Genomic DNA, 23,952 nt, shown 5'->3' with positions numbered 1-23,952 from the left:
AAGGATCGGCGATGTTTTTATAAGCCAAGCCGTCGCCGGTGCCTAGTCTTTTTGAACGTGGAGATACGAATAATCCACGCCAAGCCTCTCCTCTGTCTGCGGGCGCAGACCCCATTTAAGGGCCAAACGGGGGCGGCCGGCCCACAAGATTATTTGAGGTTGTCCGGGTTCAGACCCTGCAAGTCTTTGGGGACGAACAGTCCGTCTTTGCGGATCAGCTCGCCGTCAAACCATATTTCCCCTCCGCCCCATTCGGGACGCTGGATGAGAACCATGTCCCAGTGGACGGCCGAGCGATTCCCATTATCGGCGATTTCATAGGCCTGGCCGGGGGTGAAGTGAAGTGAACCGGCAATCTTCTCGTCAAAAAGAATGTCGCACATGGGGTTCAAAATATAGGGGTTGAATCCGAGGGCGAATTCCCCGATGTATCGCGCCCCGGCATCCGTATCCAAGATTTCATTGAGCCGCTGGGTGTCGCTGCCGGTGGCGTTGATGATTTTTCCGTTTTTGAATTCCAGCCGCACGTTTTCAAAACGTTTGCCGGAGTAAATGGTGGGGGTATTAAACTGGATGACCCCATTCACGCTGTTTTTAACGGGGCAGGAAAAAACCTCGCCATCGGGGATATTGAGCCGCCCCTCGCAGCCTTTGGCGCCAATGCCCTTGATGCTGAAAGTTAAATCGGTGCCGGGCGATTTGATGTGCACACGGTCAGCGGTTTTCATGCGCCGCACCAGCGGCTGCATGGCCTTGGCCATGCGCTCGTAGTCCATGGTGCACACCTCAAAGTAAAAGTCCTCAAAGGCTTCGGTGCTCATGTTGGCCGCCTGCGCCATGGAGGGGGTGGGCCAGCGCAGGACCACCCAGCGGGTATGGTTGATGCGATGGTTGAGCACCGGCCGCAAGGTGCGGGTGTACATGGCCATGCGTTCGGAGGGCACATCAGCGTTTTCATTCGCATTGTAGGCTCCGCGCACGGCGATGTAGGCGTCCATTTTCCTGATGCGGAACAGCTCCAAATCCCGGACCAGCGAGGCATGCGAAGGATTGCTATCCCGAATCAGTTCGCGCACCAGTCGGCTATGGCGCACCTCCACCACCGGGATCGCTTGCACAGAGCGAATGGCCCGAATCAATTCAACGGCAAACTCATCCGGCACATCAAACAATTCCACGAGCACCTTTTCGCCCCGTTTCAAGCGCGTGGAATATTCCACCAAAACTTTGGCCAGTTTGGCAAAACGTGGGTCATTCATAAATGGCGGCTAGTTTACTGCGTAAAACCTTGATGTCGAGACAAATACGGACTTTATCCAAGCCGGAGTTGTCTCAAATAGACACATTTCAAGGGAGGGCGCTAGGGAACAGGAGACGAAGGCGTCAATTCTCGGAAAGGTTCGGTGAAATTAGTTTGCCGGAGATGGACTTTACCCACGTTCGTGGTAAGGAGGGGCGCAGAAGCGTCCGCCGCTTGGCGTACTGAGACCTGTTCAAGCCAAGCTTCCCCGACTTTTTCCAATAGCAGAGCCGGACGGGTATCTGGCTTTTCAAATCGTAGCCGCACTTGGTCCAGCTCAAGATTTTGCACATCGCGGACGTATAATCCCCAAGCTGGCAACGGACGCACATCCACCCCCGGGGACTTTACGGCGGCCAGGGGTGAGACGGCGCGGCCACCACCAGTGTACTCCACGGTGATGTCCCGGAAAATGATGTTGGTGATGGGGGCATCTGCCCAACTTTCTGCGGACATGGCGGCCCGGTACACGCCGCTGGCGTTCACCCGTTGCACACGGATGGTGCCGGCGGTGTTGCCGGGTTTGAGAGAGATATGCACGGGCGCGGCGACATGATGCATGGTGACATCCGAAATGAGCACATCATCGGTCAAACCGCGGGTGGCGTCCCATGCCCCGGGCTGCAGATTGACGCCCGCCAGGGCATTGTAGCGATTGGACGTGCGGTGCGGCTCCAAACCGGGGCCATAGAGGAGACATTGCTGGAGAATGAGCTGCCGCACCGGCCCAATAATGCGCACAGGGTTACAGGAGCTGTTCAGCACGCAATTCTGAATCAGGGTGCGCTCCCAATATCGGCCGGCAATGCAATCGTCGCCAGTGTACATCTGGCAGTCGAGGATTCGCACATCCCTGCACCAGCGCTCGGGCGCGCCCCGCCAATGTACTCCGTCCCAGCCACCACGAATTTTCACGCGGCGAATCTCCACCTCGTCGCTGACCTGGAAAAAGATGGCGTAATTGGCCGAATCCACAATTTCCAGGTCCCGAATGGTAAAATTCCGGCAATCCACAAACACTATGGTATGCGGCCCCCGCATACGCTCCTCGCCAGTGGGATCAAACACGCGGTTGCCGTCAATTTTGCCCGGACCGCACAGCGTAACATTGGTGACGCTTTGGCCAATGATAAGTCCACGGTGCCACTTGCCCCACCTGGCCTCCGGCAGGTAGGCGGGGGGATTCGGGGCGGAGTAGAGGTCCAGGTTGGTTGTGCCCACGAGACAGGCGCCTGCCTCCCAGACCATGGTGAGGTTGTCACGGAGGTGCAGCGTGCCGGAAAGATAACGACCGGCAGGGAAGATTACGGTGCCGCCCCCCTGGCTGGCGGCAGTATCCATGGCCTTTTGCAGGGCGGGTGTATCTACGGTGCGACCGTCCCCCTGCGCGCCAAAATCTTTGACGTTGAGCGTGGCCGCCATGGCCGCTGAGCCATCCAGCAAGACGCACACCAGCGCCAGCCAAAACATCCGCGTGGTCATCGCCGTGAAGCTGACAAAGGCGGACAAATAATGCAATGGCAATTGTTGGGAGAGAAACACCTCCGCCCGGCCAGACGACGGAGAACACTGCTGTCGGTTGACATCTGACAGGTTCGGCGTAAAGTGGCCGGTACATATTATGAAACCAACAATCATAGCTATTGCAATCTTGGTGGCGGCTCTCTGCGGCATGGTGGGCTGTGGCAGCAAGTCGAAGGTGGATACGTCCAAGCTGGAATCGGCCTTCAGTTCAGCCGAGGCGTCGGTGAAGTCAGAAATTGAGAAAGCCATCCAGGCCATCAAGGCGGAGGATCTGGCGGGTGCCTTGACTCAGTTGCAGAAGACTCATGCCAAAGCCAAGCTGACCGAGGCGCAAAAACAGGCCATCAAGGATACCATCGAGGCCTTGCAAAAGCTCATTGCGGAGGGGGCGACCAAATCGGTGGAAAAGGCGGCGGGCGAAGCCACTAAAACACTTCAAGATTTGCCTAAGAAATAAGGAGCCGTTGCCGGGTGTGCGCCACTAGATTACCCCGGGAGCCCCGGAGGCGGAGGAATTACATTTGACGAAAGGACGCCAGCGGGTAGGATTACCCGCACGTTGGCTGGTACAGTCCTGTGGCTGAAGGGATGGCGATCCTGGCACAGTGCTGGAGAGTCAACTTGTAAAACACAACAATTAATCTGGCGGGCGTTTGACGGCCCGCTCAAACGAGTAACAAACATGGCCATTATTGATTTTGGCGGCACAAAAGAAAAAGTGGTGACGCGGAAGGAATTTCCGATCGCCAAGGCGCGTAAAGTTCTGAAGAACGAAACCATTGCCATTATTGGTTACGGCGTGCAAGGGCCCGCGCAGGGGTTGAATCTCCGGGACAATGGCTTCAACGTCATTGTGGGCCAGGCCCGGCAATTCAAAAAGGATTGGGACCGCGCCGTGAAGGATGGCTGGGTGCCGGGCAAAACCTTGTTCGACATCGAGGAGGCCGTGCAGCGTGGGACCATCATTCAGATGCTTGTTTCCGATGCGGCGCAGCGGGCCATCTGGCCGACGGTGAAAAAGCATTTGAAGGACGGTGATGCCTTGTATTTCAGCCACGGGTTCAGCATCGCCTACAAAAAGCTGACGGGCGTGATTCCGCCGCCCAACGTGGACGTCATCATGGTGGCGCCCAAAGGCTCGGGCACCTCGGTGCGCCGCAACTTCCTCTCCGGCGCCGGCATCAATTCTAGCTACGCCGTTGAGCAGGATTACACCGGCCGCGCCGAAGAGCGCTGCCTGGCCGTGGGCATTGGCATCGGTTCAGGATACCTTTTCCCCACCACGTTTGAGCATGAAGTGTTCAGCGATCTTACCGGCGAGCGCGGGGTTCTGATGGGGGCGCTGGCCGGCATCATGGAGGCCCAATACGATGTGTTGCGCGCCAACGGCCACACGCCGAGCGAGGCCTTTAATGAGACGGTGGAGGAATTAACCCAAAGCCTCATTCGCCTGGTGGACGAAAATGGCATGGACTGGATGTACGCCAACTGCTCGGCCACGGCTCAGCGGGGGGCCCTGGACTGGAAGCCCAAGTTCAAGAAGGCTGTCATGCCGGTGTTCAAGGAGCTGTACAAGCGGGTCAAGAGCGGTGAGGAATGCAAGCGGGTGCTCAAGGCCTGCGGCGCGCCGAATTACCAGGAGCAGCTCCAGAAGGAGTTGAACGAGATTCGCGATTCCGAGATGTGGCGGGCAGGCGCGGCGGTGCGCGCCCTGCGGCCCAAGGAGCCGGCCAAAGCCATCACCAAGGGCACCAAAGGGGTGGCGGGCCGCGCCTCCAACTAACCATCCAAGGCAAGGTTTTGCCAGCCGGGAAGGGGAAACTCTTCCCGGTTTTTATTTTGCCGCGGCCTCGGTGGCCAGATGCACCGGTTGTTCCTTGTACCACCGGGCAATAAAGACATAAACCACCGCTGTCACGGCCATGAGGACAGTAAAAAACAGGTAATAGTCAGTGCCCGCCAGTTTGCTGGAGCCGTCAGGATTTTGAATGAAGTGGTTGATGCCGGCAGTGAAAGCGTTGCCCAATGAGATGGAGAGCAGATACACCGACATGACGAGGGATTTCAAGGTGACGGGCGCTTGGGTGTAGGAAAACTCCAAACAGGTGATGGAAACCATGACCTCCGCCAGACTGATGATGACGAAAGCAAGGAATTGCCACGAAATGTGGGGTTGATGCCCGGCCTGGATCTGTGATTCCACCCACGCCGTCAATAAAAACGACGGAATGGTGAGGAAAAAGCCCAGACCAATTTTGCGCAGCGGGGTAAGCTTCCAAAACCGGTCAATGAACGGGTACAAAACGTAGGAACAGAAGGGGATCAAAACCAGAATCAGCAGGGGATTGATGGCCTGGACTTGCGACGAGAGGATTTCATACCCGAACATCTGGCGATTCATTTTCTCGGCCTGTAACACCCACGCCGAGCTGGTCTGGTCCCACAAGGCCCAAAACATGGCCACACATAGGTAAATGGGCACCAGCCGGCCAATGATTTTCAGGTTGTTCAAGCTGAAGAGGTCTTTGACAAACTGCATGCCTGCCGGCGGGACACGTACAAATTTGTTACGGCCCATCCAGAAAATGAGCGTGGCCAGGAACATGAAAATGCCCGGCACACCAAAGGCCCACGCCGGACCATGATGCTTCAGCAACCAGGGAGTGAGCAGCGTGGAAAAGAACGAGCCAAAATTGATGGAGAAATAAAACCACCCGAAGACGCGCGGCAGCAGGTGTTGATTGGCCCGGCCAAATTGATCTCCGACGTTGGCCGAGACGCAGGGCTTGATGCCGCCTGAACCCACGGCGATCAAAGTCAACCCGATGGCAAGGCCCAGCCGGGTATCATCAATGGCCAGCGCCAGATGCCCGAAGCAGTACACAATGGAGAGATAAAAGATGGTGCGATACTTGCCCAGAAGCGCGTCGGAGATGATGGCTCCCAGCAGTGGCAGGAAATAAACCGCGGAGACAAACGTGTGAAACCAGGCGCGCGCTTCAGCCTCGGGCATGGGGGCCAGTTGGCCTTGAGCATTCATCAGGTACTGGGTCATGAACACCACCAAAATGGTGCGCATGCCATAAAAGCTGAAACGCTCGGCCGCTTCATTCCCGATGATGTAAGGGATGCCCGGTGGCATCCCCGAGGTTTCCACGGGTTTGGTGGGATAAGATGAGGCTGACATGGCGAGACTGGGCGCGGATTAAGGAAGTCGCGGACGAAAGTTGAGATGGCGCACCAGGAAGGCCCAGCGATCGGCGGCCTCTTCAATCATCTTGGTGGTGGGCTTGCCGGCGCCGTGCCCCGCCCGGGTTTCAATGCGAATCAACACGGGGGCCGGCCCGGCCTGGCATTCCTGCAATCGGGCCGCAAACTTGAAGCTGTGCGCCGGCACGACCCGGTCATCATGGTCTGCCGTAGTAATCAGAGTGGCCGGATAACAGGTGCCGGGCTTGAGTTGATGGAGGGGCGAATAGGCCAGCAGGTAGGGAAAATCTTCCGGCTGGTCAGGGTTGCCATACTCCGCCGTCCATGCCCAGCCGATGGTGAACTTGTGGAAACGAAGCATGTCCATGACCCCCACAGCCGGCAGAGCCGCTCCAAAAAGCTCGGGGCGTTGGGTTATGCACGCGCCCACCAACAAACCGCCATTGCTGCCTCCCCCAATGGCGAGCTTCTCCGGCCGCGTGTAGCGGTTCTTTATCAGCCATTCCGCGGCAGCAATGAAATCGTCAAAGACGTTTTGTTTCCGGTTTTTCATGCCCGCCTGATGCCATTCTTCCCCATACTCACCCCCGCCGCGCAAATTGGGAATGGCCAGGACACCGCCCATTTCCATCCATACCAGACTGGCGACGGAGAAGGAGGGGGTGAGGCTGATGTTGAAACCGCCGTAACCGTAGAGATAAACAGGGCGCTGACCGTCGCGCCTAAGGCCTTTGCGGTGAGTAATGAACATGGGAATCCGCGTGCCGTCCTTGCTGCGATAGAAGATTTGACGGGTAACGTAGTCAGCGGGATTGAACTTGACCTGGGGTGACCGCCAAACGGTGGTTTTCATCGTCGTTAAATCCAACCGGTAAATGGTGCCGGGGGTGGTGTAACTGGTGAACGCAAAGAAGGTTTCGTGGTCACTGCGTTTGCCGCCAAAGCCGGAGACACTGCCCAGACCGGGCAGTTTCAATTCGCGGTCCAATCGGCCGTTCAAATGGTGAATCCGAACGGCGGAGTGAGCATCGCGCAAGTAGTGGGCGATAAAGCGCTCGCCCACCACAGAAACACCGCGCAGGGTGTCTTTGGTTTGCGGAATAAGCTCCCGCCACTGGGAGCGGGCGGGCTGATGGATGTCTATGGCGATCACGCGTCCCCGGGGGGCCTGCCAGTCGGTGCGAAACCAAAAGAGGGGGCCGTCATTGCCGACGAAGGAATAATCGGCGTCAAACTCGTTGAGCAGTTCCACCACCTTTCCTGCTGGATCCTGTAAATCGAGGTAGAAAACCCCATTTTTGGTGTCTGTTCCGCGCGTCACGGTGAGAATGAGATAGCGGCCGTCTTCGGTTACGGTGCTGTAAAAACCCCAGTTGGGCTGGTCCGGACGATGGTAGATGAGCCGATCTTCACTCTGCGGGGTGCGCAAACGATGGTAAAACACCTTGGGAAACCGGTTGACGGCCTGGAATTGCGCCCCGGGCTGAGGGGCGTCATATCGGCTGTAGAAAAAGCCCTGATGATCATGCGTCCAGGCTGCGCCGGAAAACTTGATCCATTGTAATTCATCCGGCAGGTCTTCGCCGGTGTGCACATCCCGGACTTTCCACGTCTGCCAGTCTGAACCGGCGCCCGATAAACCATAAGCGAGCCACCGACCATCCTCGCTTACGGCCGAACCTGCGAGGGCCGTGGTACCGTCGGCGGATAGACGATTCGGATCCAACAACACGCGCGGTGGGGCCTCCAGCGATGTCGTCACGTACAGCACGGACTGGTTTTGCAGTCCGTCATTCTTGCTGAAAAAGTAGAGGTCCCCTTGTTTGCCGGGAATGCCATATCGCTCATAATTCCAAAGCTCGGTCAGCCGTCTTCGGATGGCTTCGCGCTCAGGAATGGATTCCAAATGCGCAAATGTGACCCGGTTTTGTGCTTCCACCCAGGCGCGGGTCTCCGGGGCGTCGGGGTCTTCGAGCCAGCGGTAGGGGTCGGCAATACGCTGCCCGTGGTATTCATCCCAGTGGTCAATTTTACGCGTGGGCGGGTAAGTGAAAGTTGAAGGGGAAACAGCCATGAGAGAGAAAGGCGCAGAACCGGCGAGGCTGAGCAGTGCCACTACCGATCCCCATCGCAAAGCAAGATTCATCATAAGCTTGCCGTGTTATCCAAAGTTTGGCGGTTTCAAGCCAGATAAAAACACGGGCTGCTGCGCCCGATGGTCTTGACCGTCGGAGGCAAAAGCGAGCGGATTTAAGCCTTCGTGGACAGCTTTATGGCCTTATTTGCTCCAGCTCGAAAGGCGCAAAAAGCCCATACCCCACCGTAAAGTATTGATTGCCCGGTGGCGGTCCTTGCGTGGGGCCGCGTTGAAACATGCCGGGCCAGGCACTACCCAAGGTGGGGCCATTATGATGGGGTCCCAACGTGTTCTTTAGCGTGCCCACCACGGTTACTTCAAGGGTATTGCGGCCGCTTTTTAGATGCCGGCTTACGTCACATTCGTAGGGTGGGGTGAAAATATGGCCGGCAGGTTTGCCGTTCACTTTCACCCGCGCCACACTGCCGAGCCAGTCGGGCAGACGGACGAAATAGCGGCCGGCGGGTTGGGCAAGCTCGTAGGTCTGGCGGTAAGCCACCCCTTGGGCGTAAAAGGGATGCCCTTGTTCATTCCAACCCGGCTTGGCGCCCTGCAGACCCGAGCCATCCACCAGGTAGCGGGCCAGGCGTTGATGCTGGGGCAATTCACTGGAACAAGCAACGACGCGCACCCCGGAAACTTTCTGGCCGGAGGTATCCATGCACTGGATTTCGGCCAGCCCCACAAAGCCATGATCGGGAGAGTCATCGCCGCAGGGGTAGGTTACGCCTTGGTAATTGGACAGGATTTCAATCTTGAGATAGCGCAAAGATGGTGAGCTGAGGCGGATTTTGTGTGCGCGCGCAGGCCCTTGCGCTTTGGGCAGGGTGTGCCGTCCCAATTCCAGAGGGGTTTCCGTGGGTGAGTTCAATCCGCCCTGCAGACGAATTTCACGCGCGCCGCGTCCGGTGAGGTCCCGTACATGGCCTTCGCAGTAATTCCAAATCCATATTTCCCCCAGCGTTTTTGCTGCGCCGAGGTCGAGAACCACCCAAGGCTGCCGGTCTTGGACGTTGGGCGAAAACCTGACACCGCCGCTCAACCACATCGTATTATCAGGATTGATATTGTGGACCGGCTCGGCAAGGGCGGGTCGGATGGCCAACGGTGCATCAGGGGCAATCACAAAGCCCTTGTCAGTGGGCTGCAAGGTGAAGCTTCCCAAAACATAGGCGGCCTCAATTTCGTGCTCGATGCGGAAGGGGCGGGCGGTGCAGGAGACCACATTTTCTCCCACCTGCGCCACGCGTCGCAAATCCAGTACACCAAACGATTTGTCCAGCCACCATTTGCCTTTCATGGGGGTGATGGGATGGCCGTTGCAGGTCATGGTATAGAGATCGGGACGCTCCACCACAAAACGCAAGTCGGAAGGCACGGCGCCGGTGATAAAGAACCGGTAAGTCACCGTGAAGCCACTCTCGGCAGGGAAGGTTTTCCGGATGAGTTCGTCCTTAAACTGCACGGCGCTGTCCCAGGGATTGCGTGGCATACCGTTTTTTTGGAAGGCGAACTGGTTGGCAGCGTAGAAATAAACATTCGTGCGCGTCTCCCCGCCGGCGGCAACATCCACAAAATCCAGGGTCAGAACGTTGGCCTCCAACCGCTGAATGTCCATGGGGCCTGCCGCAGCCAGGCGCTGGCGGGTGGCAGGCGGCGGGGCAGGGGAGGGCAGCGGTTGCGGGCTTAGGTAAAGCAGCAAGCTGCCCACCGGCGGCAGCGAGTAGCGGATGCGGATGCCCTGGCCCTCCCGCTCGCAGGCGTAAGGCTCCACGGCGCCGGTATATAGATTCCAGGCCTCCACACCCTGGGCGGTATCGCACTGGATGAGGCCACTGCTGGGAGCCTCGGCGCTGGTATTGACCAGCAGCAGCAACTCGCCGTCGGCAAGCTGCCGGCGGTGATGGAAAAGAATGCCGGCATCGTTGGGGGCACGGTTGATGGAAAAGCCCTGCTGGCCCATGAAATCGCGCAGCGAGCTGATCAGTTCATCTTGGGAGATCTTCGTCACCTGAGCGCCGCGGAGGGCCTGTTTGGCAGCCTCGGAGGTCTGTCCGTCCACCCGCGTGGGGAGGTCATCCAGATGCAGAAGAACACCGCCCTGGGCGGCGTATTGTCCCAATAATTGCAGGGTGGCCCGGTTGAGATTTGCGGTAAGGCGTGGCAGCACCACGCGGTCGTACCGGGCCTGGCCCACGATAAGCTGGGCTTTTTCCACCTTGCCGTGATTGCGCAACACATCTTCGCAGCCAAGGTCGTATTCGATTTGTGCACGCTCGAGGGCCATTAACAGGTTGAAAAAGCTGCCGCCCAGCTCGCCGAGTTGCGGGGCGCCCTGCCACATCCAGGCCGTGGTCGTGGGTTCCAGGACGAGAATGCGATTAATTTGACGGCCTTGGGACATGGCGCAGGACAGGCGGGCCATGTAGGTGGCATGAACGTGATAGTCCTGCCACCATGGTTCATGGTAGCTGAAGGACTGGGGATGATCGCGTTTGCGGGCGCCGCGAATGGTGATGTAGGAGAGGTGTTCATCCATGGTGTTGACGCCCAGCACTTGCAGCCAATCGGCAATCCGTTTCATGTCTTCAAAGCGCAAGTCCCACCCACCGGCCCCGTATAGTTCCACCAAGGTGCGCGCGCGTCCCAACTGGTTGGCAAGACTGGCAGTCTCGCGGCAGGAGCGGACATTGCCGAATTGGGCGTGGGTGTGTTCGGCATATTGATTCATCAGAATGTCGATGCCGGGGCGTTGCTGCCAGGCGGCCATGGCCATGTTATCGGGCACCATACGCGCATTGGGCCATTCGTGCTCCCAGTAATGACCGGTGAACTCGAGGCCGTGTTTTTCGCAATACTCGTAGTAAGGTTTGGCCCAGCGTTCGATGAACAAATCGAGCAAAGTCTGGTAGTAATTATGCCGCACCCGCTGCCAATCTCCCACCGGCCGATGAAGGGAAGCCAGTTGCGTCAGCAGACTATACCCCCACCGTTGCTGAAATTGTTTGGGCAAGTCCTCCGTCCAGGGCAGTCCGCCGGCCGGCGTCAATTCGGGCTCGTCGGTGAAGCTGCCAGGAATGCGCTTGCCAAACTCTTGGCCCAGCTCGCGACGGTAAGCCTCCAGGGTCACTTCCAGAAATTTTTCGGTCACGCCCGGATACAACAAATCCACATAGCAACGGTCACCATGCCAGGGCGAATTCTTGGCGCGTTGCATGGTGGCCACAAGGTATTGGCCCGGGGGCAGATTCTCGCCACGCAGAGCACGGGAACTGACATCAGAGGCCGTGTTACCCTCCATGAGAAAAACCGCCAGGGTGTTGTCGCTCCACCGGGGCGGGGCATTTTCTTCCTTGAACGCCAAGCCGCGGCCGCGTGACTCGGGCATCAATTCCGGAACCCATCCCCCGGCAAAGCCGCTGGGGTATGAATTTTCGTCATAAATCCAGACGTTCATGTCCAGACGCTTGGCCTCCTGCAAGGCCACCTTCCACAGGCGAAACCACTCTGACGAGAGGTAGGGCGTCATCAAGCCCGGGCGCGGGTGAACAAAAACCTGCTTGACGTTTTGTTCGGCCAGGTCCCGCAGAGTTTCCCGAATCTGGGCATCGGTCAACCGGTCATTCCAGACCCATAGGGGAGCACTGGCGTACTCCCGCGGAGGCTGGGCAAAAAGCTTTTTAATTGAGACCGAAGAGGGCAGGGCAGGGGCGGGCGCTGCCGCAGGCACCGGGCAGGTCAGACACGCGGCTGCCAAAACCAGGCTTGCGGGGAGTATGTTTCGCATGGCCTCAAGATTACTGAATCCCGGGGCAGTTGCCGATAAAAATGTCAACTTCAGGGTTGCGAAAATTTCGCGTAAGACTATCTTCAAACTGACCCAAAATGAAACCCTGCATCCTGCTTAAGAACCCGGCTTTTTGGTGGGGTCTTGTGTGTTTGGGGATCATCATCACTGCCCTGGCCTGTGGGGAGCAGTGGCGGAAAACCGATCGCGTAACGATTTTGCAGGAAAAAACCAGTCCCGGGGGGAGATTTGTCGCCACAGCGTTTGAGTGCGAAGGAGGGGGCGCTGCCGGGTATTGTTATGCGAATGTTAATGTCCGGCGCCAGGGGGAGGCATTCAATCAGCGGCATTTCATCTTGGGCGACAAAATGTGGAGCGGGTTTGGTAATTTTGATTTGCAATGGCTTGGAAGCAACCACCTGCAAGTGACCTACCAGGGGCCGAAAAGTCCCAAATGGCGGCAGCAAAATGGCAGCCGTAAAAACGAATGTTGTGGGGTTAAAATCAGCTACGTGGAGCGCTAAAGGCTGGTTTTTACGCGCAGCTTCGCCGCAGCATTACACTTGCCGGGACGAGAGAGTTTCCTCAAACTTGGGGCATGGCACATGCTCCCGCAAAACAGCGCCAGCTATTCAGTCTGGTATTGCTGAGTATTTCCCTCTGGCTGGGAGCGTGGGCGCTTTTTGCTGCTGAGCCTCCCAAAACCATCATGGCCAAAGATGGAGCCGAGATGGTCCTGGTGCCCGCCGGGCCATTTCTCATGGGGAGCCTTAAAGGCGAGCCGGATGAACGGCCACCCCACCGCGTTCATCTCAAGGCCTATTACATTGATAAGTATGAGGTGACACATGAGCAATACGCCCGCTTTCTGCAGGCCACAGGCCGCCGCGCGCCCGTGGATTGGCCGGGCGGCCAGATGCCAGCCCAATTGGCGCGGCATCCGGTGGTGAATGTCAGTTTTGAAGATGCCGAGGCTTATGCGCGCTGGGCAGGAAAACGCCTGCCTACCGAGGCGGAATGGGAAAAAGCCGCCCGTGGCACCAATGGATGGGTATATCCCTGGGGCAATGAACCGCAGGGCAAAAAAACCGCCAGCGGTGCGGAGGGTAAGGAGCGAACGTGGCCGGTGGGCAGCTTCCCTGACGATGTTTCACCTTATGGTTGCTACGATATGGCCGGTAACGTCTGGGAATGGACGTCAAGTTGGTACGACGCATACCCGGGAAACCCGCAGCGGGAACTGGAATACGGCACAAAGTTCAAGGTGATTCGCGGAGGCGGAGCCATTGCGTACTATCAAGCCGAGTCCACGCGGCGGACCAGTGACCGCGTGCGCAGTGTGCCATACGGTGTGTATGACGGTCTGGGGTTTCGCTGTGTCAAAGATTTGTGATAAAGGCGGAGGACTTCTCTGCGCGCTTTCACCTGGCCGGATGTTCCAGCGATTCGTGCTTTTCCTTCTGGTCGCGGCCTTGGGGCAGACCGTGCAGGCGGCCGCCGCAAAAACTGGCAACGACGCTGTGATTTTGTTCAGCCCCCCCGGGGGATTGTTGACTAATCAGGCGGTGCTGGAGTTGCGGTACCACGGGCCGGGGGTGGTGCATTTTACCCTGGATGGCAGTGCGCCTACCACCAATGCGGCGATTTATAAAGAGGCCTTGGAGATCAAGCGCAGCGTTTATGTGCGCGCACGGGTGTTTGTGGACGGCCAGCCGGCAGGGCCGATTTGCGGTGCGGCATACACCCTGGCCGGCGGAGAGCTGGCGGCCTTCAATTCTAATTTGCCGTTGGTGTTCATAAATACCTTTGGCGGCCCCATTGTGGACGACATCAAACATCCCGCTTGGATGATGACCTGGCACACCAATGAAGGCCGGGCCAGCCTGTTGGGCAAACCTGAATGGCAGGGCCGCATTGGGGTGGAGTACCGCGGCTCCAGTTCACGCCGCGCTCCCAAGAGTTCCTACGGAGTGGAATGCGTGAATGAAACCAACGGCGACGATGCCAAGGCGCCATTGTTGGGATTGCCGGCGGAGTCTGATTGGGTGCTGTACGGGCCTTACAGCGATAAAACTTTAATGCGGGATGTGGTGGCCTACGATTTATGGGAAGATATGGGGCATTACTCGGTGCGGCGGCGGTTTGTGGAACTATTTCTGGCCCAGCATGCGCAACCGGTTTCGCTGCGTGATTATCAGGGGGTCTATGTGCTGCTGGAAAAAATCAAGCAAGGCAAGCAGCGCGTGAACATCGCCAAATTGACCCCCGCCGATACCAATCCGCCGGCGATCACCGGGGGTTACATTTTGAAACGCGACCGCCTGGACGCCAATGACAATGGCTTTAACACCTCGTGGGGCATGACGTTGGGCATTGAATACCCCAAGGGAGACAAACTGGCGCCGGCGCAAAAACATTATATACGGCAATGGATGAATCAATTTGAAGCCGCCTTGGCCAGCCGGGACTGGCTGCACCCTGAGAACGGTTATCGCCAATACCTGGATGTGCCCACCGCCATTGATTATTTCTGGATTGTGGAAATGTCCAAAACCATTGATGGCTACACCCTCAGCGTGTTTATGCACAAGGACCGCAATGGCAAACTGGTGCTTTCACCAATTTGGGACCGCAATTTGAGCTTCGGCAACGTGAATTATCAGGACGGCGACAATCCGCATGGCTGGTACTGGGCGGCGGTAGGGGGCCGCGACTTGTGGTATGGGCGGTTGTTTCGGGATCCGGATTTTGACCAGGAGAGCACCGATCGTTACGCGGAGTTGCGGCGTCATCTGTTTGCCACCAGCAATCTTCTCGCCCGCGTGGAGGGCTATGCCCGGCTCTTGGAGGAAGCTCAACAGCGCGAATTCAAACGCTGGCCGAGACTCGGCGAGTATGTCTGGCCCAATGCGGAAGCCGATGCGCGCAATCGAACGTACAAAGAAACCGTGGGTTATATGACCAATTGGATAGCCCGACGCATGGCCTGGCTGGACCAGCAATTCCTGCCGGCACCGCGCTTTAATCCTCGGCCGGTGGTGGTTGCTGCTGGCACGCCGTTGACCATCGAGGGCACCAACAGGCCGCAACAAGTCATTTACTATACGCTCGATGGATCAGACCCAAGGCAATCTGGCGGCCAACCCTCCTCCTCCGCACGCATCTATGAAAGCCCCATCAACCTGGAGAGCGGCAAGGTGCGCGTAACCGCGCGAATTCGGCAATCCAAAGGGGCGTGGGGTCCGCCGGCTGTCGCGATCTATGTGGTTGAATCATCCCCTCCGCAGCGTTGAGGGCAGCAAGGGCTAACCCGCTCCGTAAGGGGTCACTGAAAACGCCGGATTTAGCCCTGACCAATGCCCTTACTTTCAGGGATTCATAATAGCTTGGGATTTTCCCTCCCCAAGACCAGGACGGAGGCCGTTATAAACGCCGGGTTTTTTCTGCTTGCGGGAGCGGGGAGGGTGGACGACATTTTCGGCAGGGCGCCAGGCGCAAGAATGGCATGCCGATTTTTTGTGACAAAGGGCTTGCGTGGCGGTGGAGGGTCGTTTAGATTTTGCGCCCGCTTTGTCGGCGGGGGTTGGTAGCTCAGTCGGTAGAGCAGTAGCCTTTTAAGCTATTGGTCCTGGGTTCGAGTCCCAGCCAACCCACCAGATTTTTGCAGAAGTGTCGTGACAAAGCCGCCGGTGAATGTTAATCACCTCCGGCGCAAGACCCCATGGTCTAGCGGTTAGGACACCACCCTTTCACGGTGGTAGCCCGGGTTCGAGTCCCGGTGGGGTCGCCAAAACCTCGGTCAATCCCTGCTTAATTTCCACGCTGCGCAAGCATCGGCTTTGGTGTTTGGGCTTGTCGGCGCGGGAGTATGTGCAATAAAAGGAGGACTTTTTTCGAATAGAAGTTATTTTTATCGCGTAAAGTTCGAGTGTGGGAAAGGTGGTTACCATGGAAGGCAGCGATCAGCAAAGCGGTTTCACAACGCGGGCGGTGCATGAAAGTTGCGGTTATAGCGGCAGCACAGGGGCGGTGATGCCGCCGGTCTTTCTGACCAGCACCTTTGCCAGCGGCAATCCCGACGGCTTCGATTACACCCGCTCCGGCAATCCTAATTTCCGGCTGTTGGAGCGCGCCGCCGCCTCGTTGGAGGGCGGGAAATATGCAACGTGTTTTGCGAGCGGGGTATCGGCCATCACGGCGGTGCTCAGCACGTTAAAACAGGGGGACTGGGTATTGGCCGAGGAAAACCTGTACGGCTGCACCTACCGGCTGCTGGAGCGGGTGATGAGCCGGTTTGGGGTGCGAACCCGCTATGTGGATTTGTCACGGCCGGAGCAATGGGAAACCATTGAGCGACTGCGGCCAGCCATGATCTGGCTGGAAAGTCCGACCAACCCGCTGTTGAAGATCGTGGACATTGCCGGGGTCAGCGCGGTGGCGCGCCGGGAAGGGGTGCCGGTGGTGGTGGACAATACCTTTGCCTCGCCTTATTTGCAGCGCCCGCTTGAACTGGGGGCCACCTTGTCCCTCTCCTCCACCACCAAATACATTAACGGCCATAGTGATTGTTTGGGGGGGGTGGTGGTTACCAATGAGGCTGCCTGGCAGGAAAAAATGTTGTTTGCCCAAAAGGCGCTGGGCTTGCAACCCAGTCCCTTTGATGCGTGGCTGACGGCACGAGGGCAACGAACGCTCGCTTTGCGCATGGAACGGCATTGCGCCACGGCGCTGGCGCTGGCGTCGTGGCTGGAGCAACACCCCAAAGTCAAATGGGTGCGCTATCCGTTTTTGCCCAGCCATCCCCAGTACGAGCTGGCGCGACGGCAAATGCGGGGTGGCTCCGGCATGATCTCCTTTGAACTGGATTGTTCGACTACGGCGGCTGTGGAATTTTGCCGGCGCTTGAAGTATATCACGCTGGCGGAAAGCCTCGGGGGGGTGGAGAGTTTGATATGTCATCCGGCCACAATGACCCATGCCTCCGTGCCGGCCGAGGTGCGGCGGCAGGTGGGCATTGGCGACGGCCTGCTGCGTTTAAGCGTGGGTTTGGAGGATGAGGCTGATCTGCGAGCTGATCTGAGAAACGCCTTGGGAGGACTGGCGGCATGAATGCCTGGGAATTACTGGAGCATCCCCGCTGGCAGGCGGCAGACTTGGGCAAACCGTTGCCGGAGGATGAGCACGCCGTTTCCATGGCTCTTCCACGGTGGCAGGATGTGGTGGGTTACGAGGAGAAAAATCCTGCCACCATGCAGCAACTGCGGAATGGCTATCCACGGTTTGTCATTCATCCCCTGGTCCAGCAGGTGGCCATGCAGATGGGCAACTGGAATGCCTGCCTGCCATTTCCCTCCGCCCGGGTGGCGGAGCTGGCGCAACAATTTTTGCGCGCCAACGGCCAGGATGGCATGGTCGTGCAACGCGACAGACTCTGGGGGGTGGTCACTTCGTTGGATGGCGGTTTGATCCTGAAAGCTTTTTGGCAGCACACGGGTTTGATTGTATCGAGCCGGCAGGCCAGGGCGTTTCTGGAGAGACGCGGCGAGCCGAAAGAATCCGATGAGGTACGCGCCGCCCTCAGGCGGCATTTGGCGGCGTTTTACGAAGTGGAGGCGGATGACGTGTTTTTACAGCCCACCGGCATGGCGGCTCAATATGCCGCCCTGGCAGCGGCGCGCTGTTTGCGTCCCGGCCTGCCCACTGTGCAGTTAGGTTTTCCGTATGTGGATACGCTGAAATTGCAGCAGAAGTTGGGCCACGGGGCGACGCTCATCCATCAATTGGATCGCGTGGAACATGAGCTGAAGTCCCTGTTGTCCCGCCAGACTCTGGCGGGATGCTTCTGCGAAATCCCGGGCAACCCCCTGCTTGGCTCGGCGGATCTGCGAAGGGTATCGCCCTTGCTGCGGGAGCGCGGGGTGCCTTTGGTGGCGGATGATGTGGTGGCGACACCCTACAATGTGGACTTGAGCGCGCATGCCGATCTGGTGGCAACCAGCTTGACCAAATACATTGTCGGCACGGCCGACGCCATGGGGGGGGCGGTGATTTGCAATCCACGCTCCCCCTTTTATTCCCATCTGAAGGAGGTTTTACGGGCACAGCACGAGGAGCTTTTGTGGGGCGAGGATGCCTTGGTGATTGAGCGCCAGGCGCGGGATTTTCCGGCGCGAATGGAGCGGCACAATGCCAATGGCCTCTGGATTGCCGAAAAACTGCGGGCTCATCCCGCCGTTGAGCGGGTTTGGTATCCCAAATGGGAATTTGCCGAAGTGTACGAGTCAGTGCGCCGCCCGCGGGGGGGGTGGGGCAGTTTGGTCACCTTCTTGCCGCGCCATGCTGCGCAAACCGCTCCGGCCATCTATGACCGCCTGGCGGTAAACAAGGGGCCCAGCCTGGGGACGGTGTTTACACTGGCCTGTCCGTTCACGTTGCTGGCCCATTACACTGAATTGGATTGGGCGGAAGCCTGCGGCGTGTCCCGGCATTTAATCCGGCTTTCCGTTGGCCTCGAAGAACCGGAGGCACTCTGGCGGCGCATTGAGGCTGCCCTGCCGCGTTAAATATCCTGCTCGTGGTGGCCGCCCTTATTTGGGCGCGGCCGGCGCATTGGTTGCGCTCTTGATCGTGCTGCTGCCGCTGCGGCGGATTTCCGCCTCCAAACTGGCGTTGGTGGTGGCTGAGGCAGGCTTGGGCAGACCACGCACCAGGCGTTCGCCGCCACGCATGTCCTGATACAGCCCGCGGCGCATCCATTCCAGACGCAGGGCGATGTGATGTTCCTCAGTGAGCTTTTTCTTTTGCTCGCTGACGATCTTCAGATCATTGAACTGGCGTTCCAGCTCGGCCTTCTCGGCGCGGAGGCGTTGCAGCTCCTTGAGGAGGAAGTCGTTTTGACCCGTGGCGGCGGCCAGTTGTTTTTCGGTCTCGGCGATTTTCACTTCAAGCTGGGCGATTTGGTTGGTGAGCTGCTCCATGGTGCGGGTGAGCACCTCGCGCTCCTTTTCCAGCTCGGCAATCTTGGCGGTGTGCCGGGCAATCTCCTTTTCCGCCACAGCGGCGGCCTCGGCGGCCGCTTTCTTGACCTGTTCGATTTCCTGTTTGAGGTCGTCACGTTCCGCCGTGACACGTTGCAAGGTGCCCTCCAGACGCTTGGTTTCGCCGGTCAGTGTTTCGACTTTGCGGCGTTCACTGGCCAGTTGGTTGGTCAAGTGTGTATTGACTTGCTGCAACTCTTCCACTTTGGACGACGTGCTGGCCAGGGTGTTGGAGATTTCCACCCAGTTGGTTTTCTGAATGGTCACCGACTCCTTTTCCCGGGCCTTGGTTTTCTGGCTGACGCTAATCAGAGCAACACCCAGAAGAACGCACACCGCAACCAGGATGATGATGGCTACTTTGGCTCGCATAAATTGTCTCCCATTTCTGTGACAGCTTCATGGTTTAGACGCCTGCCCAGCGGCTTTTCTATCAAAGAAAAATCCTGCTGACCAAGTTTTTTTATACCCATAATGGGCGGCGCCGGTCTTGCCCTAGGGTCTTGCCACTGGGCCGTTGGTGGCGGGAGGGGAATTGGTTTTGGGAACCCGTTCAACCAGGGCAATGCGCACGGCCTGATTGGTTTTAAGGGTATGAAAGGCAATCCATACGTCTTCTCCCGCGCGCAAGGTGTTGGCCCCCGGGGCATTAAGGTAATTTTCAATTTTCTCGGGCATTTTGACCCCCTGGCGGCGGATGATCATGCCGTTGATTTGATAGGAACTGGACGTGCCCCACGTCAGGTTTCCGTGGCCGCAGGCCGGTGCCAGTCCACAATGGGGACCGCCTTGAGGGCAGAAGCGCGCCACTTTAACGGAAAGCACCTTGCCCAGGGCGATGCCCAGACCCGCTGCATCGGCAGGCACGCCTGCGCGGAACCAGCGCATCATGGCCGGAGATATCCTTTGCTCCAGTCCCACCTCATCGTAGGAATCACCCCCCTGGTTTTCCTGGGACGTCACATACCCTCCCCCCGCGCAGACCATGAGCAGACAAAGCAACATTTTTCGTTTCACACGCCAAGCATGACACGACGGCAGGCGGGTGGCAATGGGGAGTTTCCCCTCTGCTTTGCCCCCAAGATATCCAGTTCATGACGGCCCCCTTCGGTGGCAGGGCAGGGCGCCGGAAACATTTGCAGGCCGCAGTAGTTTTCGTTAGCTTGCGCCCGTGCGCTATGAGTAACACCGGCACTTCCAACGGCTCAACTGGCGTCTCCCCCTCCTTTTCCCCTTATCTTCCGCCCGAAGCCCGCCTGCCAGAACTGACGCTGCGCGCGGTCATTACCGGAGCCGTGTTGGGATTGTTGTTTGGAGCCTCTTCGCTTTACTTGGTGCTGAAGGTGGGGTTGACGGTGAGCGCATCCATTCCTGTGGCCGTGGTTTCCATCGCCCTATACCGCCTGTATGCCAGGGCCGGAGGACGCGACGCCACGATACTGGAGCACAACATCATCCAGACGGGCGGCTCGGCGGGTGAGTCCATCGCGTTTGGTCTGGGGGTGACGATGCCGGCCATTATGATATTAGGTTTCGATCTGGAGATCGGCCGGGTGATGCTGGTGGCCGTTCTGGGCGGCCTGTTGGGCATCCTGATGATGATTCCTCTACGCCGGGCGCTCATTGTGCAACAGCATGGGCGGCTGAAATATCCTGAAGGCACGGCGTGCGCAGAAGTACTCAAAGCCGGTGCCTCCGAGGAATCCCGGCAGGCCGCATCCGCGGCCGGGCAGGAGACCAACGCCCAAGCCACACTCAGCGCGCATACCATCTTCACCGGCTTTGGCATCGGGCTGGTGTACAAGACGGTGATGTTGGCGTTAAAAGGATGGAAAGACATTCCTGGCGTGGTATTTGGCGGAGCCTTCAAGGGGGGCTCTTTGGGGGTGGAGGTTTCGCCGGAATTACTGGGAGTGGGCTACGTCATTGGCCCGCGCATTGCCGCGGTGCTGTGCGCTGGCGGAATGTTGTCGTATTTGCTGCTCATTCCCCTGATCAAGTTCTTTGGCGATGGACTGGCCGGACCGCTGGCGCCCGGTAAAATTCCAATCAGCCAGATGACCCCAACCCAGGTGCGGCAGGACTACATTCTCTATATCGGGGCCGGGGCGGTGGCGGCAGGTGGGATCATCAGTTTGATCCGTTCTCTGCCCATGTTGTGGCATGGTTTGAAAAGTGGTCTGGCCGATTTGCAAGCCGCTGGGGGGGCCTCGGGCGCCTTGCCCCGGACCGAGCAAGATTTGTCCATGCACTTTGTGCTGGGCGGCATCGTGGTTTTGATTCTGGCCATTCTCTTTTCGCCCTCCCTGCACATGAATCTGTTGGGCGCGCTGCTCATCGTGGTGTTTGGTTTTCTCTTCGTTACGGTTTCTTCACGGCTGACCGGCGAGATTGGTTCTTCCTCCAATCCCATTTCGGGGATGACCGTGGCCACGCTGTTGCTGACGTGCTTGATCTTTTTGTTGATGGGGTGGACCGGCGGCACCTATTTCGTCACCGCCCTGTCCGTGGGCGCCATTGTCTGCATCGCTGCCTCCAACGGTGGCACCACCTCGCAGGACTTGAAAACCGGCTTTTTGGTGGGGGCCACGCCCAAATATCAACAGATTGCCATTTTAGTGGGGGCCCTGGTGTCTGCGCTCGCCTTGGGGCCCATCCTGCTCAAACTCAACGAGGCGGCTACAGTATATGTGCCAGCGGCGGAAGTGGTGCCCGGTCTGCGCACGGAAATCAGCCGTTTGCAAGACCGGGAGGCCTTGCGTGGGCCCCAGGCTCGCGAGGATTCGCGGACTTACTATGTTTGGCACAAGACCGACGCCACCAACGGCCCGCCGGGTAAGTACTTGGTCAATGAGCAAGGCGAGGTGGTGTATCTTGTGGATCCCGGGGTCAACGGCCATTACACCAAGCGGCCCGACGGTACGGAAGTACGGAAATTTGACGCGCCCAAGGCGGTGCTTATGTCCTACATCATCAAGGGCATTTTGGATCGCCAACTGCCATGGGCCTTGGTTCTATTTGGGGTGATGATCGCTTTAATCTTGGAAATGGCCGGCGTGCCATCGCTGGCCTTTGCGGTGGGGGTGTATTTGCCCATTTCGTCCTCTGCTCCCATTCTGGCGGGGGGGGTGGTGCGCTGGCTGGTGGACCGGCGGATGCGGGCGCGCTTACGCGAAGCCAACCTTTCTGAGGCGGAACTGGCGGCTGAGAGCGATAAAAGTCCGGGTGTTCTGATGGCTTCAGGTTATATTGCCGGCGGGGCCATCGCCGGCACTTTAATTGCCTTTTATGCCGGCTTTTTCGACCGCGTAGAGCAGGCCATTACGCAATGGGCGGAGGCTCATAACCCGTTCTTTGCCGGGCCACTATCTGACTTGCTCTCGCTGATTCCCTTCGTATTGCTGGCGGTGGGGCTTTGGAAATCGGGCCGGCCGCAGCCGGCGTCCGCTAAAGCTTGAGCAAGGCCCGGCAGGCGGATTCGAGCCGCTTCTGGCGTGCCGCACTGCGAGCCTCGATGTAACAACGGAAAAGCGGCTCCGTGCCGCTGGGACGAAACGCCACCCATTCACCCTCGGGCAGAAGGAACTTGTAACCGTCCAGGGTGATGACTTTTTCCACGCGGCTGGTGCCGATTTTCTCCAAGCCTGACCCCAATTTTTTCAGCAGGGCCTCCCGGGCTTCGGGTTGGATGCGGATGTTGATACGGGTGGTGTGAAATTCACCAAACTGGCGGTCAAACATTTTCAATATCTGGCCAAGACTCCGCCCCTCCACCGCCACCAGCTCGGCCATCAGCAGACAGGCCAGAATGCCATCCTTTTCCGGCACATGCCCCTTGACGCTCAGGCCGCCAGATTCTTCGCCACCGACGATGATCGGCTCGCTCTCCATAAGGGCGCCGATGTATTTAAAGCCGACAGGCGTTTCATGCAATTTGACTTCCAGCCATTGCGCCACGGCATCCACCTGGTGGCTGGTGGGCACTGTGCGCACCACCGCGCCTTCCCATCCGCGGTTTTTCTTCAAATGGTAAAGCGCCAGGGCCAGAACCTGGTTGGGGGTCAGCCATTGGCCGGTTTTGTCCACGATACCAAACCGATCAGCGTCCCCATCCAATCCCAGACCCAGTTGCGCCCTCCCGCGGCGCACAAAGGCGCTGACCTCGGCCATGCCGGCGGCATCGGCTTCCGGATGATGCCCGCCAAAAAGAGGATTCTGTTCATCATGGAAAACAGTGACTTCGGCGCCTGCCTCCTTTAACAGCGTGTCCAGATAACCGTGGCCCGTGCCATACCGCAACTCGACGGCCACCTTGAGCCTGGCCTTGCGCAAGGCCTGAAAATCAATCAGGCGGCGAATCTGCTCGAAATAATCGGGCTGCGGATTGATGGACTTGCATTGAAAGCTGCCAAGGGGGGCCGGTTTGAACGACCAGCCCTCCTTCTGCCGGCGCACAATGGCGTCCTCGATTTGGCGGGTGGTTTCTGGTGGGGCAGGCGCACCCTTGAAGTTGGAGAATTTGAGCCCCTGATACTCCGCGGGATTGTGACTGGCCGTCAGGTTGATGCCGCCCAAGAGTTTGCGACGACGGATGGTATGGGCGATGACCGGGGTAGGGGTATCACGATCGCAAAGCAAGGGAGTCAGGCCGTTGGCCGCCAGCACCTCAGCCACAGCGAGCGCAAAATCACGCCCCAAAAAGCGGGTATCATAGCCGATGACCAACTGAGGTTTGCGGCCCGCCAGAATAGAATTGGTGTTCTCCCGCTCGGCGGACAGATAATCCGCAATGCCCTGGGAGGCCAGATAAACGTTGTCAAAGGTAAAATCGCGGGCAATCAAACCGCGCCAGCCGGATGTGCCAAACTTGATGGAGGTGCTCATGGTTGTTGCCGGGTTGGAAAAACCTTGGTGCGGTATGGATGATTTGCAATAATCTGCGGTGTTGGAAACCCGC

The 23,952-nt window shown here is 58.3% G+C and carries 16 protein-coding genes and 2 tRNA genes; 10 read left to right on the top strand and 8 right to left on the bottom strand.

Annotated elements, in window-relative coordinates; genetic code table 11:
- Positions 1 to 149: 149 nt before the first annotated feature.
- Both N3J91_05280 and N3J91_05275 read right to left on the bottom strand, forming a co-directional pair.
- Complete coding sequence (locus N3J91_05280; GenBank protein MCX8155851.1) at positions 150 to 1,259, bottom strand: aminopeptidase; 1,110 nt, start codon at positions 1,257 to 1,259, stop codon at positions 150 to 152.
- A gap of 101 nt (positions 1,260 to 1,360) precedes the next feature.
- Entirely contained in the window at positions 1,361 to 2,809 is a 1,449-nt protein-coding gene (locus tag N3J91_05275; protein ID MCX8155850.1) for a glycosyl hydrolase family 28 protein, read from the bottom strand.
- A gap of 112 nt (positions 2,810 to 2,921) precedes the next feature.
- On the opposite strand from N3J91_05275, the gene N3J91_05270 reads away from it, so the two are divergent.
- Entirely contained in the window at positions 2,922 to 3,281 is a 360-nt protein-coding gene (locus N3J91_05270) for a hypothetical protein (GenBank protein ID MCX8155849.1), read from the top strand.
- 225 nt (positions 3,282 to 3,506) lie between these two features.
- Positions 3,507 to 4,607 (top strand): ketol-acid reductoisomerase, encoded by a 1,101-nt coding sequence (gene ilvC / locus N3J91_05265; GenBank protein MCX8155848.1) that lies wholly within the window; start codon positions 3,507 to 3,509, stop codon positions 4,605 to 4,607.
- Between the two features lie 51 nt (positions 4,608 to 4,658).
- Here the strand turns inward: ilvC and N3J91_05260 are convergent, their stop codons facing one another.
- The 3 genes from N3J91_05260 to N3J91_05250 form a co-directional block, all read right to left on the bottom strand.
- Positions 4,659 to 6,011 (bottom strand): POT family MFS transporter, encoded by a 1,353-nt coding sequence (locus tag N3J91_05260; protein ID MCX8155847.1) that lies wholly within the window; start codon positions 6,009 to 6,011, stop codon positions 4,659 to 4,661.
- 18 nt (positions 6,012 to 6,029) lie between these two features.
- Positions 6,030 to 8,108: a prolyl oligopeptidase family serine peptidase gene (locus N3J91_05255; protein MCX8155846.1), complete on the bottom strand. Its 2,079-nt coding sequence runs from the start codon at positions 8,106 to 8,108 to the stop codon at positions 6,030 to 6,032.
- 196 nt (positions 8,109 to 8,304) lie between these two features.
- Positions 8,305 to 11,958 (bottom strand): glycosyl hydrolase, encoded by a 3,654-nt coding sequence (locus tag N3J91_05250; GenBank protein ID MCX8155845.1) that lies wholly within the window; start codon positions 11,956 to 11,958, stop codon positions 8,305 to 8,307.
- A gap of 98 nt (positions 11,959 to 12,056) precedes the next feature.
- On the opposite strand from N3J91_05250, the gene N3J91_05245 reads away from it, so the two are divergent.
- The 7 genes from N3J91_05245 to N3J91_05215 all read left to right on the top strand — a co-directional run bounded on the left by N3J91_05245 (position 12,057) and on the right by N3J91_05215 (position 18,521).
- Positions 12,057 to 12,482, top strand: coding sequence for a hypothetical protein (locus N3J91_05245; protein ID MCX8155844.1), 426 nt, complete (start codon positions 12,057 to 12,059; stop codon positions 12,480 to 12,482).
- A 74-nt stretch (positions 12,483 to 12,556) separates the two neighbouring features.
- Positions 12,557 to 13,351 (top strand): formylglycine-generating enzyme family protein, encoded by a 795-nt coding sequence (locus N3J91_05240; GenBank protein MCX8155843.1) that lies wholly within the window; start codon positions 12,557 to 12,559, stop codon positions 13,349 to 13,351.
- Positions 13,352 to 13,391: 40 nt separating this feature from the next.
- A complete protein-coding gene (locus N3J91_05235) occupies positions 13,392 to 15,251 on the top strand; it encodes a CotH kinase family protein (protein MCX8155842.1) in 1,860 nt (619 codons plus the stop codon).
- A 287-nt stretch (positions 15,252 to 15,538) separates the two neighbouring features.
- Positions 15,539 to 15,614, top strand: a tRNA-Lys gene (locus N3J91_05230).
- A 59-nt stretch (positions 15,615 to 15,673) separates the two neighbouring features.
- A tRNA-Glu gene (locus N3J91_05225) sits at positions 15,674 to 15,748 on the top strand.
- A 158-nt stretch (positions 15,749 to 15,906) separates the two neighbouring features.
- Positions 15,907 to 17,067 (top strand): PLP-dependent aspartate aminotransferase family protein, encoded by a 1,161-nt coding sequence (locus tag N3J91_05220; GenBank protein MCX8155841.1) that lies wholly within the window; start codon positions 15,907 to 15,909, stop codon positions 17,065 to 17,067.
- A complete protein-coding gene (locus tag N3J91_05215; protein MCX8155840.1) occupies positions 17,064 to 18,521 on the top strand; it encodes a PLP-dependent transferase in 1,458 nt (485 codons plus the stop codon). The genes N3J91_05220 and N3J91_05215 overlap by 4 nt, the downstream gene beginning before the upstream one ends.
- A gap of 24 nt (positions 18,522 to 18,545) precedes the next feature.
- Here N3J91_05215 and N3J91_05210 read toward each other — a convergent pair whose 3' ends face one another.
- Together N3J91_05210 and N3J91_05205 are read right to left on the bottom strand one after the other, a co-directional pair.
- On the bottom strand, positions 18,546 to 19,367 hold the full coding sequence (locus N3J91_05210; protein MCX8155839.1) for a hypothetical protein: 822 nt from the start codon (positions 19,365 to 19,367) through the stop codon (positions 18,546 to 18,548).
- 123 nt (positions 19,368 to 19,490) lie between these two features.
- The gene (locus N3J91_05205) at positions 19,491 to 20,012 is read right to left on the bottom strand and encodes a hypothetical protein (protein MCX8155838.1); all 522 of its coding nucleotides are present in this window, start codon (positions 20,010 to 20,012) and stop codon (positions 19,491 to 19,493) included.
- Between the two features lie 161 nt (positions 20,013 to 20,173).
- Here N3J91_05205 and N3J91_05200 point away from each other — a divergent pair, with 161 nt between their 5' ends.
- Positions 20,174 to 22,453: an oligopeptide transporter, OPT family gene (locus tag N3J91_05200; protein ID MCX8155837.1), complete on the top strand. Its 2,280-nt coding sequence runs from the start codon at positions 20,174 to 20,176 to the stop codon at positions 22,451 to 22,453.
- On the opposite strand, the gene N3J91_05195 is transcribed toward N3J91_05200, so the two are convergent.
- Positions 22,443 to 23,879 carry a phosphoglucomutase/phosphomannomutase family protein gene (locus tag N3J91_05195; protein MCX8155836.1) on the bottom strand — a complete coding sequence of 479 codons (1,437 nt, stop codon included), beginning with the start codon at positions 23,877 to 23,879 and terminating at the stop codon, positions 22,443 to 22,445. The two genes, N3J91_05200 and N3J91_05195, sit on opposite strands and share 11 nt — an antisense overlap.
- Positions 23,880 to 23,952 lie beyond the last annotated feature (73 nt).

The organism is Verrucomicrobiia bacterium, from assembly GCA_026414565.1.
GTDB lineage: Bacteria > Verrucomicrobiota > Verrucomicrobiia > Limisphaerales > Fontisphaeraceae > Fontisphaera.
The sequence above is the reverse complement of the archived record's forward strand: the minus strand, read 5'-3'. Positions and strand labels throughout refer to the sequence as shown.

What these genes read in the sequence shown, in the direction of transcription:
- N3J91_05280 (MCX8155851.1), bottom strand. Translation starts at nt 1,259, where the DNA reads ATGAATGACCCACGTTTTGCCAAACTGGCCAAAGTTTTGGTGGAATAT.
- N3J91_05270 (MCX8155849.1), top strand. Translation starts at nt 2,922, where the DNA reads ATGAAACCAACAATCATAGCTATTGCAATCTTGGTGGCGGCTCTCTGC.
- ilvC (MCX8155848.1), top strand. Translation starts at nt 3,507, where the DNA reads ATGGCCATTATTGATTTTGGCGGCACAAAAGAAAAAGTGGTGACGCGG.
- N3J91_05260 (MCX8155847.1), bottom strand. Translation starts at nt 6,011, where the DNA reads ATGTCAGCCTCATCTTATCCCACCAAACCCGTGGAAACCTCGGGGATG.
- N3J91_05255 (MCX8155846.1), bottom strand. Translation starts at nt 8,108, where the DNA reads ATGGCTGTTTCCCCTTCAACTTTCACTTACCCGCCCACGCGTAAAATT.
- N3J91_05250 (MCX8155845.1), bottom strand. Translation starts at nt 11,958, where the DNA reads ATGCGAAACATACTCCCCGCAAGCCTGGTTTTGGCAGCCGCGTGTCTG.
- N3J91_05245 (MCX8155844.1), top strand. Translation starts at nt 12,057, where the DNA reads ATGAAACCCTGCATCCTGCTTAAGAACCCGGCTTTTTGGTGGGGTCTT.
- N3J91_05240 (MCX8155843.1), top strand. Translation starts at nt 12,557, where the DNA reads ATGGCACATGCTCCCGCAAAACAGCGCCAGCTATTCAGTCTGGTATTG.
- N3J91_05235 (MCX8155842.1), top strand. Translation starts at nt 13,392, where the DNA reads ATGTTCCAGCGATTCGTGCTTTTCCTTCTGGTCGCGGCCTTGGGGCAG.
- N3J91_05220 (MCX8155841.1), top strand. Translation starts at nt 15,907, where the DNA reads ATGGAAGGCAGCGATCAGCAAAGCGGTTTCACAACGCGGGCGGTGCAT.
- N3J91_05215 (MCX8155840.1), top strand. Translation starts at nt 17,064, where the DNA reads ATGAATGCCTGGGAATTACTGGAGCATCCCCGCTGGCAGGCGGCAGAC.
- N3J91_05210 (MCX8155839.1), bottom strand. Translation starts at nt 19,367, where the DNA reads ATGCGAGCCAAAGTAGCCATCATCATCCTGGTTGCGGTGTGCGTTCTT.
- N3J91_05200 (MCX8155837.1), top strand. Translation starts at nt 20,174, where the DNA reads ATGAGTAACACCGGCACTTCCAACGGCTCAACTGGCGTCTCCCCCTCC.
- N3J91_05195 (MCX8155836.1), bottom strand. Translation starts at nt 23,879, where the DNA reads ATGAGCACCTCCATCAAGTTTGGCACATCCGGCTGGCGCGGTTTGATT.